At 73.1% G+C, this 11,496-nt stretch carries 11 protein-coding genes; 6 read left to right on the forward strand and 5 right to left on the reverse strand.

Going from position 1 to position 11,496, the window contains the following annotated elements:
• Positions 1 to 2 precede the first annotated feature (2 nt).
• The 5 genes from PT931_RS35145 to PT931_RS35165 are packed head-to-tail and all read right to left on the reverse strand — an operon-like array spanning position 3 to position 5,323.
• Positions 3 to 1,136 carry an acyl-CoA dehydrogenase family protein gene (locus tag PT931_RS35145; RefSeq protein WP_456250034.1) on the reverse strand — a complete coding sequence of 378 codons (1,134 nt, stop codon included), beginning with the start codon at positions 1,134 to 1,136 and terminating at the stop codon, positions 3 to 5.
• A 4-nt stretch (positions 1,137 to 1,140) separates the two neighbouring features.
• Entirely contained in the window at positions 1,141 to 1,863 is a 723-nt protein-coding gene (locus tag PT931_RS35150; protein WP_456250035.1) for an alpha/beta hydrolase, read from the reverse strand.
• Positions 1,860 to 2,777, reverse strand: coding sequence for a serine aminopeptidase domain-containing protein (locus PT931_RS35155; RefSeq protein WP_456250036.1), 918 nt, complete (start codon positions 2,775 to 2,777; stop codon positions 1,860 to 1,862). The genes PT931_RS35150 and PT931_RS35155 overlap by 4 nt, the downstream gene beginning before the upstream one ends.
• A gap of 36 nt (positions 2,778 to 2,813) precedes the next feature.
• Positions 2,814 to 4,040, reverse strand: a complete 1,227-nt coding sequence (locus PT931_RS35160; RefSeq protein ID WP_456250037.1) for an alpha/beta hydrolase-fold protein — start codon at positions 4,038 to 4,040, stop codon at positions 2,814 to 2,816.
• Positions 4,041 to 4,072: 32 nt separating this feature from the next.
• Positions 4,073 to 5,323, reverse strand: a complete 1,251-nt coding sequence (locus tag PT931_RS35165) for an MFS transporter (protein ID WP_456250038.1) — start codon at positions 5,321 to 5,323, stop codon at positions 4,073 to 4,075.
• Between the two features lie 190 nt (positions 5,324 to 5,513).
• On the opposite strand from PT931_RS35165, the gene PT931_RS35170 reads away from it, so the two are divergent.
• The 6 genes from PT931_RS35170 to PT931_RS35195 all read left to right on the forward strand — a co-directional run bounded on the left by PT931_RS35170 (position 5,514) and on the right by PT931_RS35195 (position 11,496).
• The gene (locus PT931_RS35170) at positions 5,514 to 6,578 is read left to right on the forward strand and encodes a hypothetical protein (protein WP_456250039.1); all 1,065 of its coding nucleotides are present in this window, start codon (positions 5,514 to 5,516) and stop codon (positions 6,576 to 6,578) included.
• A 176-nt stretch (positions 6,579 to 6,754) separates the two neighbouring features.
• The gene (locus PT931_RS35175; protein WP_456250040.1) at positions 6,755 to 6,907 is read left to right on the forward strand and encodes a hypothetical protein; all 153 of its coding nucleotides are present in this window, start codon (positions 6,755 to 6,757) and stop codon (positions 6,905 to 6,907) included.
• A gap of 77 nt (positions 6,908 to 6,984) precedes the next feature.
• Positions 6,985 to 8,067, forward strand: a complete 1,083-nt coding sequence (locus tag PT931_RS35180; protein ID WP_456250041.1) for a pyridoxal phosphate-dependent aminotransferase — start codon at positions 6,985 to 6,987, stop codon at positions 8,065 to 8,067.
• Positions 8,058 to 9,053 (forward strand): glycosyltransferase family 2 protein, encoded by a 996-nt coding sequence (locus PT931_RS35185; protein WP_456250042.1) that lies wholly within the window; start codon positions 8,058 to 8,060, stop codon positions 9,051 to 9,053. Before PT931_RS35180 ends, PT931_RS35185 begins: the two co-directional genes overlap by 10 nt.
• Positions 9,050 to 10,753, forward strand: coding sequence for a thiamine pyrophosphate-binding protein (locus PT931_RS35190; protein WP_456250043.1), 1,704 nt, complete (start codon positions 9,050 to 9,052; stop codon positions 10,751 to 10,753). The genes PT931_RS35185 and PT931_RS35190 overlap by 4 nt, the downstream gene beginning before the upstream one ends.
• Positions 10,750 to 11,496: an SDR family NAD(P)-dependent oxidoreductase gene (locus PT931_RS35195; RefSeq protein WP_456250044.1), complete on the forward strand. Its 747-nt coding sequence runs from the start codon at positions 10,750 to 10,752 to the stop codon at positions 11,494 to 11,496. Before PT931_RS35190 ends, PT931_RS35195 begins: the two co-directional genes overlap by 4 nt.

Consider the following 11,496-nt stretch of genomic DNA (forward strand, 5'->3'; position numbering starts at 1 on the left):
CTTCAGAGGCCCATGTCGAGGGCGATGATGTTGGCCTGGATATCGGAGGTGCCCGAGTAGAACTGGCTGCCCAGGGCGTCGCGGACCAGTTGTTCGACGCCGGTGTCGCGCAGGTAGCCGGCGCCGCCGTACACCTGCATGAGGTCCAGGCTGAACGCGCAGAGGGCTTCGCTGACGTGCAGTTTGACCAGGGCCGCGTCGGCGTCGGAGACCGGTGCGTCGCCGCCGTGCAGCCAGCCGAGCCGGTACAGCAGCAGCCGGGAGGTCTCCATGCGGATCCGCATGTCGACGAGCCGGCGGCTGACGGCCTGGAACTTCCCGATCTCCTGGCCGAACTGCCGGCGGGTCCGGCAGTGCGCGACCGCCGCGTCGAGCTCCCGCCGCATCGCGCCCAGCGCCGGGGCGAGGATGAACGACCGCTCGGCGCGCATGGTGGACCGGAAGATGCCGAGCCCGCCGCCCTTGCGGCCGAGCAGCGCGTCGGGCGGGAGGACGCAGTCGTTGAAGTGCACGACGGAGGTCGGCGACGACTCCAGCCCGAGCTTGCCGAGGGGCTCGCCGACCACGAGGCCGGGCGTGTCGCGGTCCACCAGGAAGACGGACACGCCGAAACTGCGGGACGGGCCGGTGCGGGCGGAGACGACGAACACGTCGGCCACCGGGCCGTTGGTGACGTACGTCTTGCTGCCCGACAGGACCCACCCGCCGTCGCGGTACTCGGCCGTCGTGGTCACGCCCATCGCGTCGGAACCGGCCTCGGCCTCCGTCGCGGCGTGCGCGCCGATGAGGGTGCCGTCGCACATCCCGGGCAGGTACCGGGCCTTCTGCGCGTCGGTCCCGAACCGCAGCACCGGCTCCTGGCACGCCCACATGTGCGCGCTGAGCGAGAACAGCAGTCCGCTGTCGCGGCAGCCGGCGCCCAGCGCCTCCAGGAGCGCGACGGTGGTCAGCGGGTGTTCGGCGCCGCCCCCGTACTCCTCCGGGACCCGGAGCCCGTGCACCCCGAAGTCGGCGAGTTCCCGCCACAGGTCGCGCCGGAACGTGCCGGGCGGTCCGCCCCGGTTCAGCCGGCCCGCCGCGAACGCGGTGACGGCCTCGATCTTCTCCGTCTGGTCCGCCGTCCATCCGAACTCCACGGCGTCACACCCCCCGGGCGGACGACGCGGCCGCGCGCCCGGTCGCGGTGAACTCGGCCGCCGTGTCGAGCGCCGCGCGCAGGACGGCGGCGTCGGCGTCGGGGTCGGCGACCCCGTGCAGGCGGCCGGGCACGATGTCGATCCGCACGTTCGGCGCGCCGGACAGTGGACCGTCGGGTGGGCAGACGGCCCGGAACCTCGGCAGGTCCATGTCCAGGGTGCCGTACAGGATCCGGACGGGTACCCCGGTGCCCACGGCCCCGGCCAGCGCGGCCGTGAAGTGGTCGTCCGTCTCGGCGTCGGGGTCGGCGAACTGCAGCGGCGGGAACATCAGGGTCAACCCGGCGAGCCCGGGCACCCGGGGCGCGGCGGCCATGGCGCTGCGCGCGCCGAAGCACGTGCCCATCAGCACGACGCGGTCCGCGCCGGCGTCCCGGAGCAGGTCGACGCACGCCAGCACGTCGTCGGGGAACGGGTCCGCCAGCGAGATGGGCTGTTCGCCGCCGGAACTCTCGCCCATGCCGCGGAAGTCGAGCCGGGCGGCGACGTGTCCGTGCGCGGCGAGGGCGGCGCCGACCCGGGCCCAGATCCGGGCGTTGCCGAAGCCGGGGGTGGCCGCGCCGGGCAACAGGACGACCCCGTACCCGGATGGTGGCCCGTCGGGGGTGTCGACCATCGCCAGGAGCCGGTCCGTGCCGGTGCGCAGGAACATCGGGGTGGCGGTCACCGGGCACCTCCGAGCAGGGCGTCGGCGAGCCAACCGGCGGTCGCGTCGACGAGGCGGTGGTTGAACGGGCTGGGGCCCTCGATCAGCCACCAGTTGGCGGACGCGTCGGCGGTGTCCGTGTCGACCCGCCATCCCCGGGCCGCGAGCGCGTCGGCGAACTGCCGGGTGCGCGCGGCGGCGGGGCTGCCGGCGAAGGTGGACACGTGGGCGGCGCCGGGGCCGGCGGCCTCCAGGTCACCGAGGGGGTCGGCCGCGTCGAGCCCGTTGTGCAGCGCCGCGGTGAAGGTGTGCCCGAGCAGGTCGACCGTGCCGCCGGTGCGCAACTGGTGCCGCATCTCCTCGGAACTCATCGCGTCCCGGTTGCCGTTGAGCATCTCCCGGGTCCGGTAGATCCGGAACCCTTCGGGGAACACGTCGTCCGGGTCGAGGACCGGGTCCCACAGCACGAGCGGCCGGGGCCGGTCCTCGAGGGCGGTGGCCACCGCGGCCAGAGCCCCCCAGCGGGAGCCGACGACGCCGATCGGGGCGCCGGGGTGCCGGTCGCGCAGCGCGTCGAGGGCGTGCCGGGCGTCGGAGGCCATGCCGGACAGGGTGATGTCGGTCTCCGCGCCGCCGCTGTTGCCGGTCCCTCGACAGTGGAACCGGACGCTGGCGATCCCGAGCCGGGCCAGCGCGCGGGACAGGGCGACCTCGCGCCGGTAGTTGGCGATCAGGTCGGTGCCGATCGAGGGGCAGATCACGACCGCGGCCGTGGTGGGCGCGTCGGGTGTGGTCAGGGTGTGGAAGAGTGCCCCGCCGCCGGTGGGCAGGTGGCCGACCTCTTCGGTGCAGGCGGCGGATTCGTCGTGGGCGGTCGCCGTCGGGCCGCCCTGCCAGGCCGTCGACATGACGGATCCTGAGCGCAGGTCGCTCATGTGTTCTTTCTCCCCGTGAGAAATACGTGTGGTGTTCTAGTTCAGGAGCGTGATCAGGCCGTCGGCGACACCTCCTCTCCAGCAGCAGTGGTCGTGTCCGCCGCCGAACTCGACGTACCGCACGTCGTGGCCCCGTTCCACCAGCGCGTCGCGCAGGTCCCGGTTGGCGGTGAGGTCGCTGAGGGGCGTGCCGAGTTCGGGCTTGTCCTCCAGGACGCCGACCTCCAGGTACCACCGGACGGGCCGGGGTTCGCCGTCCCGGCACCGGTCGGCCAGCTGGCCGGGGGTGAGCGAACCCTCCCCGGTGGAGAACGTGCCGGACTGCGACAGCACGAGCCCGAAGGTGTCCGGCGCGGTCAGGCCGAAGAAGGCGGCTGCGACTCCGCCGTAGCTGACGCCGCCGATCAGGGTCCGCTCCGGTGCGGTGGTCGCGTGCCAGGAGGCCCGGAGCCAGGGCAGGAACTCGCCGGTGACCCGGTCGCGGTACGCGGCGTCGCCGAGCAGTTCCGCGCCGCGCGCCAGGGGTGGGCTGTGCAGGAACAGGCCCAGGACGGGCGGGATCGCGCCGTCCGCGATCAGGTTGTCCAGCATGGTGGGCACGGGCATGAGCTGGGTGGTGGCCGTGTCGCCGTCGAGGAACACCGCGACCGGGAGTGCCGGACCGTCCGCGGTGTACCCGGGTGGCGTGTAGACCCAGGTCGGGCGGTGGTCGGCGCCGACCTCGTGCCGGGTCAGGGTGCCGGCGGGAACCTCGGGCCGGTGCGCGACCCAGGGCTGCGGCCGGGCGGCGGGCAGCTCCAGCAGGGAGCTGCGGTGCACCTTGTCGGCCGGCGTGTCCGGGTCGGTCTGGTAGGAGAAGACCCGGGGGTTGCGGGGGTCCAGCCGCCGGCGGGGCGCGGTCGACCGCAGTTCCTCCAGGGTGTGCAGCGCGTTGCGGGTCTCGTTGACCAGGTAGGCGTAGGTGAGCCGCAGGTCGGCGGGGGCGCGGACCGTGAGGTGCCACAGGTCGCTGCCCGGCACGCGGCGCAGCGCGGTGCGGTCGAGGTCGCCCCACGCGGTGAACTGGCCGAGGAGGACGACCCGGTCGGCCTCGCCGCGCCACAGGAACGTGACGAGCATCCGGTCCTCGGCGTGCGGGCAGGGTTCGACGAGCGGGGACCCGCCCGCGCAGAGTTCCTCGACGCCGGAGTGGTCGCCCGCGGCCACCTGGGCGCTGACCCGGGTGACGGTGGGGCTGACCCCGGGTTCGACGACGTCGGCCACGGTTGTCCTCTCGGGCTGTGGGGGCTGGGCGGTCATGCGGCGGCCACCGGGTCCGGCTTCTGTTCCGGGGTGTCGATCCGGGTGAGGTTCCGCACTCCGGGCAGGAGCAGGGTGGCCAGGGTCGCCACGGCCAGCAGGAGCGCGCCGGCCACCAGCGTGTGGCCCGCGCCGAACGCTGCTGCGGCGGCCGCGGCCGCGGTGTAGCTCACCGGGCGGAGCACGAAGGAGCCCATGAGGTCGAAGGACATCACCCGGGAGATCGACTCCTCGGGTACGTGCTGTTGCAGCGCCGTCATCCACAGCGAGTCCGGGAAGCTGACCGCGATGCCCATCAGCAGGGCGGCCCCGATCAGCACCGGCACCGGGGCTCCGAGACCCAGGGCCACGATGACGGGTACGGCCAGGAGCTCCACGTACCGGCTGACGCGCAGCGGTCTGCGGGGGCGTACCCGCAGCGCCAGGGCGTTCCCGAGCAGTTCGCCGGCGGCCAGCGCGGCGGCGACGGCGCCCCAGCTCAGTGCGCCCCGGGCCTTGTCCGCCATCGACACCGGCCCGATGACCTGGAAGACGGCGAACACGAGGTTGAACACCATGAAGTAGATGATGCTCACCCAGACCCACGAGCGTTTCGAGACCTCGCGCCATCCGTCGCGCAGTTCGGCGACGAAGCCGGCGCTGGGCTCGCCCGGCGGTCGGGCCGGGAGTGTGAGGCGGGACAGGAAGTACACGCTGCCGGCGAAGGTCAGGCCGTCGAACAGCAGCGCCCAGCCGGCCCCGGCCGAGGCGATGATGCCGCCGGCGATCAGGGGTCCGACGGTGCTGGCCAGGTCGCGGGAGAGCGAGAGCAGCGCGTTGGCCTGTTGCAGGTGTTCGGGTCGCGCCGTGTCGCGGGTCAGGCCCATCGCGGCCGGCATGTTGAACGCGGCGGCCGTGCCGGCGACCGCCTGGAGGGCGATCATCGACCATAACTGTGCGTGACCGGTGAGCACGAGCACGCCGAACGTGCTCTGGGTGACGAATCGGGTGCTGTCGGCGATCATCATGAGGCGCTGTCGGGGCAGCCGGTCGGCCCACACGCCGCCGACCAGCATGAACACCAACATCGGCACCGTGTACGCGGTGAGCACGAGCCCCAGGTCGCCGGCGGAGTCCGTCGCCTCCAGTACGCCGAACGCCAGCGCGACCGGCGCCAGCATGGTGCCGAGCAGCGAGGTGCTCTGCGCCAGAAACTGGTGTCGGAATGCAGTGTTTTGTAGTGGTTCAAGGAACTTCGTGACGCGCATTCGGCCGAGTCTAGGGCGCGTCGGGATCGCCCGCTGACCCGAAATATCGAGGTCAGGCTATGGATTTCGCGGGGCCGCGGGGGCCGGCCTCTTTCGCTACACTCGCTGGCTCATCGTCGCGGACAGTTGCGACAACTCCCCACGGCCCGACGTCGCCGTGGATCGCTGTACCCATCTCGAAGGGGGCGAAGTGTCCACAAGCACCACACATTCCGAGGGGCTCACCGTCGACGTCGTCGACGCCGCGGGCCTGCCGGCCGACTGGACCGAGGCCGGTTGGCGACATCCGGTCCTGGCGTTGCACCCGCGCCGGGTTGCCCGGCTCGACACCGACGCCCGGTGGTCCGTGCGGTTCCTCGTCGGCCGCTCGGCGGGTTCCCCCGTCGCGGTCCTGCCGGTGTGCCGGCCCCGGACGCCGACGATGCTCGACCCCGACTACGACGTCGCGCGGGTCGCGGCGGAGGCGGGGGTGGACGTGCCCGCCGACGCGCGGGACTGGGCGCTGATCGGCGGCTGCCGCGACCTCGGTTCCGGGGTGCTCGTCGGCGCCGGGGTCCCCGAGGACGGCGTGGATCCGTTGCGGGCGGCCATGATCGCGCGCGCGTTCGGGCTGGCCCGCGCCGAGGGCCTGTACCCGGCGGCGATGCACGTACCGGACAGCGAGGTCGACGGCTTCACCGCCGGGGCCGGTGGCCGGGCGGCGCGGGTGTCGGTGGGGGAGGCCGCGACGCTGCACCTGCCGTTCTCGACGATGGACGAGTACCTGGCCTCGCTGCCCGGTCCGCGCCGGAACAAGATCCGTCGTGACTGGCGCGCCTTCCGGGAGGCCGGGCTGCGGGTGGCGGAGGAGCCCGCGGCCGACCTCTTCGACGCGGCGGCGCCCCTGGTGGCCGAGGTCAAGCGCCGGCACGGGATCGCCGACCACGCGCGGCTGGCGCTGCTCCGGCTCCGGCAGTGGCGGGCCGCCGGGATCGGCGAGTACCTGGCCTACGTCGTCCGCGACGCCGACGACGTGCTGGTCGGGGTGTGTTTCGTGTGCCGTTCGGGCGACCGGATGGAGGCGCACGAGGTGGGCCTGCGCGACGACGCGGCGGTCCGGCACGAGGCGTACCTCGAGGCCATCCTGTACGCGCCGATCCGCGCCGCCCTCGGCACCGGGGTCCGCCATTTCGAGCTGGGAACCGAGGCCACGGTGCCCAAGCGGTTGCGCGGCGCGCGCGTCTCTCCGATGTGGGCGGTGCTGGACCGGCCATGAATGTGATGTGGGTCACGTAGTCTTCAAAGCTGCCACAGGGTGTGGTTAGGATCGCATCTCGCCATGGGATTTCTGGCGGATACACACGGGGGCTCTTTCTATTCGAAGAGCAAAGGTTGGTTATTTCGGACCCTGGCAGGGGTCTGTCTGGCCAATTTGGCTATTGGGAGAGTTGTATGAAAAGTAAATCCATTCCAGAGAAACAGGAATCGACCGACCATGCCCTGACGGCGTTCGCCGGGGGTGTGCTGCCGCCATTGTGCGCGGACATGGAATTCGTCGATCACGTCACCCTGCGCCGGAGCGCTCTCGTCGGGCCCGATCGGTGACCGCGGCCCCCGAGACTCTGGGGGCACCACTTGCCGGACTACCGCGTTTCGCGGGACCAGCCGGCCTACCTTCCGAGGTGGGCGGGCACTACCGGCATGACCAGGGTTGGCTGCGCCTGAATTTCAGCGAGAGCACTTTCGGCTGTAGTCCGCACGCCCGAGAGGCGGTGTCCCGGGAACTCGGTTGCCTGAACAGGTATCCGGACGCGATGGGACAGAGCCTCACCACGGCGGTCGCGGAAAAGCACGACTGTCATCCGGACCAGATAGTCCTCGGCAACGGGGTCGACGAACTCCTGTTGTTGTCCGCGCTCGCACTGGTGGACTCCGACATCGGCGCGGTCGTCACCGCGAATACGTACGCCGGACACGCCAATGCCGTGGCCGCCGCACGCGCACATTACGTCGAAGTGCCGCTCACCACGGACCTCCGCGTCTATCACGAAACAATCACGACCGCGATGGCGCCCGGGCGGATCGTCTATGTCTGCAACCCGCACAACCCGACGGGCTCCGCACTGTCCGCCGGGGAGGTCCGGGCGCTGGCGGTGGCCGCGGCCGAGGCGGGGGCGACGGTCGTCTTCGACGAGGCGTACCTGGAGTTCACCTACGGGGACGAGACCGCCTCGGCCGTGCCGCTCGTGCGGGAGGGGCTGCCGGTGGTGGTGCTGCGCACGTTCTCCAAGATCCACGGACTCGCGGCGCTGCGGTGCGGCTACGCGGTCGCGAGCCCGGCCACGGCGACGGAACTGCGCAGGGTGAAGAACGTGGTGGTGTTCAACGTCAACCGCCTCGCCCTGGTCGCCGCCGAGGCGAGCCTGCGCCATCCGGCCCACACGACAGCGGTCCGCGATCGGACCAGGGCGGTGCTGACCCGGTTCCGGGACGGGCTGCGCGCCGAACCCTGGGCCGCGCCACAGCCCTCGGTCGCGAACTTCGCCCTGCTGCGGCTGCCGTGGCCGGCCGACGTCGTCCGGGCCGAGCTGGCCCGCCGGCGCCTGCTGGTCCGCGGCTGCGCGGACCTCGGACTGCCCCGGCACATCCGGATCTCGATGGGCGACGAGGCCGAGATGGACCAGGCCGCGGCGATCCTGCGCGCGACCGCGGCGCACCTCATCGGACAGAGCACCCTGGAGAGGGGGAACCGCGGATGGGACTGACTCCGGCCGGTACGCCGCTGGTCTCGGTGGTCGTACCGGTCTCCGGGCGGCGGGGGGAGCTGACCGCGCTGTTGGACTCGCTCGCGGCCCAGGACCGGGTGCGCGACCTCGAGGTGGTGGTGGTCGACAACCCGCGGCCCGACAACCGGGCGTGGCTGGAGGCCGGCGACTGGCCGTTCCCGCTGCGGTACCACCACCTGTCGACGGGCAATCCCGGCCTGGCCCGCAACGTGGGCGCCGAACGGGCCCGCGCGGACTGGCTGCTGTTCCTCGACTCCGACATCGTGCTGTCCCCGGGGGCGGTCGGTGACCTCCTGGCGGCGGCCCGCGGCTCGCGGCACACGGTCGTCATGGCCGACGTGCTGTTCCCGCCGGGGGAGCCGCGGACCCTGGCCACCCACCTGTTGGACGTGGCGGCCGTGTTCCGGGGCTACCGGAGGGCGCGGTCGCGGGGTCCGCTCGGGTTCCGCGAGTTCGTGTCCTGCGCGTTCCTGGTCGGCAGGGCCGGTTTCGCCGCCACCGGGGGCTTCAGTCCCGGGTTCGTCGACGAGAACGGCGACGACGTGTACGGCTACGAGGACGTGGAGTTCGCGCTCCGGGCCGGCGACGCCGGGCTCGCCTTCGAGCTGACCCGGGCGAAGGCGTACCACCACAAGCGGCTCGACCCGGCGCTCGTCCTCGACTACGCGCGCCAGATGGGCCGCACCGCGACGTACTTCGTCCACCTGCACCCGGACATCGAGCAGCGGCTGCCGCTCGGGGTCGCCGACACCGTCTCCGGCGTCCTCGACTACCGGGACCGCGACGTCGACCTCCTGCTCGCCCGCGCCGAGGACTGCGAGCGGCGGTGGCGCGACGGGGACCACGGTCCGGTCCGGGAACTGGTGGCCGAGGCCCGCGCCGCGTACCGGGAGATCCAGAGATACGGCCGGTTCGCCGGCATCAGCACGCAACTCGCCACGAGCGGGAATGGGGTGAACACGTGATACTCGCCGACTACCTGCACGACCGCCTCCGGGCGGCAGGGGTGACCCGGGCCTTCGGTGTGCCCGGCTACTTCGTGATGCCGGTGTGGCAGACGTTCGCGGCGGAACCGGACATCGTGCTGGCCCGCCACGAGTCCGGCGCGGCCTTCATGGCCGACGGCCACAGCCGGGTCACCGGTGAACTGGGCGTCGTGCTGGCCACGATCGGTCCCGGCATGACGAACTGCGTCACCGGTGTGGCCTGCGCCTACCGGGACTCGGTCCCGATGCTCGTCATCACGGGGCAGGCTCCCACGGCCACGTTCGGCCGGGGGGCGTTCCTCGAGTCGTACGTGCTCGACCGGGCGGTGTCGCCCGCGGCCCTCTTCGCGCCGATCACCAAGAAGTCCATCGAGATCGTCGACCCGGCCAACGCGGCGTTCCTCATCGACGCCGCGATCAGCCTGGCGTTGTCGGGCCGGCCGGGACCGGTGCACCTGAGCGTCCCGGTGGACCTGCAACAGGCCGAGATCCCGGTGCCCGAGGTCCGCCCCGCCCGGGTGCTCCCGGTGCCGGACGTCCGCCGCGGCGGCCAGGTCGCAGCGGAGGGCGACCTGGTGGCCACGGCGGCCGGACTGCTCGCGGACGCCGAACGGCCCCTGATCCTCGCCGGCTGGGGCGCCGTGCTGGCCGGTGCGCACGAGGCGGTGGCGGGGCTGGCGGCCGAACTGGGGGCCGTCGTGGTCACCTCGACCAAGGCGGTGTCCCTGCTGCCCGCGGCGCACCCGTGGCGGCTCGGCCACCTCGGGCCGGGGCAGCGGTCGGATCTCGTGCCGGCGCTGCGGGAGTACCGGCCCGACGTCGTCCTGGTGCTCGGCGCGAGCCTGTCCACCTTCTACACGGCCCCGGTCGCGGACCTGCTGGCCGAAGCCACCGTCGTCCGCGTCGACCTCGACGCCGACCAGCTGCCGCTGCGGGGCCGGGCCGACCTGGCCCTGGTCGCCGACGTGGCGGACGCGGTCGCGGCGGTCCGGTCGGTGCTCGCCGACCGGACGCCCCCGGACCGGGACGCCGCCCGCGAGCTGGTCGCGGCCTTCCAGCGCAGGGGTGCCGCGGCGACGGCGGCCCAGCCGTTGGCGTTCAAGGACACCGTGTCGATGGCCGGCACCGTCGCGCTGCTCAGCTCGCTGCTGCCGAGCGACGCGGTCGTGGTGCCCGACGCGGGCAACCACTGGCTGGACACGATCGCGCTGCACCCCGCGCCCCGGGCCGGTGGTCTGCACCTGAACTGCGGCATCGGCGCGATGGGCTGGGCGATCGGCGCGTCGATCGGCATCGCGTTCGCCCGCCCCGGCCGGCGCACGGTGTGCGTCACCGGGGACGGGTCGGTGCTGATGAGCGGCGGCGAGTTCTCCGTCGCGGCGGAGCACGGCCTGGACCTGCTGGCCGTGGTCTTCAACAACCGCTCCCACGGCCGGGTGCGCCTCGGCCAGCAGCTCGACTTCGCGGGCGACCCGATCGGCACGGACATCCCCGAGGTGGACTTCGCCAGCTGGATGGCGGCGATGGGCCTGCGGACCTTCCGGATCGAACGCCCGGAGGACGTCGAACCCGTCCTGCGGGCCGCCCTCGCCACCCCGGGCGCCGTCGGCGTCGAGGTGCTGTGCCATCCCGACGAGGTCCCGGCGTGCCTGCGCGACTGGGTCGGGGAGACGCCGTGACGCCCGTCGCGGTGCTCACCGGCGCCTCGCGGGGGATCGGCGCGGCGGTCCTGGGCCGGCTGGTCGACGACGGCTTCGCGTGCGTGGTCGTGGGCCTGTCCCGTCCGGCCGCCGGGGTCGCGGAGTTCATCCGCCGTGACCTGTCCGACCCGGCGGACGTGGCGGCGGCGGCGGTGGACCTGCGCGACGTTCTCGCCGCGATGGGCCGGCCGGCGCGCCTGCTGGTGAACAACGCGGGCGGCGCGTTCCCCCGGGCCGGGCACGAGCTCGAACCGGCACGGGTGGGCGCCGACGTGACGCTGAACCTGGTGGCCCCGATGGTGCTGGCCAGCACCGTGCTCGTCGGCATGCGCGAGGCGGGCGAGGGGTCGATCGTGAACGTCGCGTCGACGGCGGGGCGGACCGGGGTGGCCTACCTGCACGCGTACAGCGCGGCGAAGGCCGGTCTGATCGCGCTGACCCAGAGCCTCGCCGCGGAGTACGCCGACCAGGGCGTCCAGGTGAACTGCGTGTGCCCCGGGGCGGTGGCGACGGGCTCCGCGCACGACGGCCGGGCGGAACTCTCCCGGCTGCACGGCCTCGATCCGGCCGACTACGAGAAGGGGATGGCCTCCCGCACCGGGCTGGGCCGGCTCCTGGCGGCCGACGAGGTGGCCGAAGCGGTGCACTGGCTCGGGCTGCGGGCCGGCCGGGCCGTCAACGGGCAGACGCTCAACGTCTGCGGCACTCTGACAAGGGGATAG

This window comes from Longispora urticae (assembly GCF_053902585.1).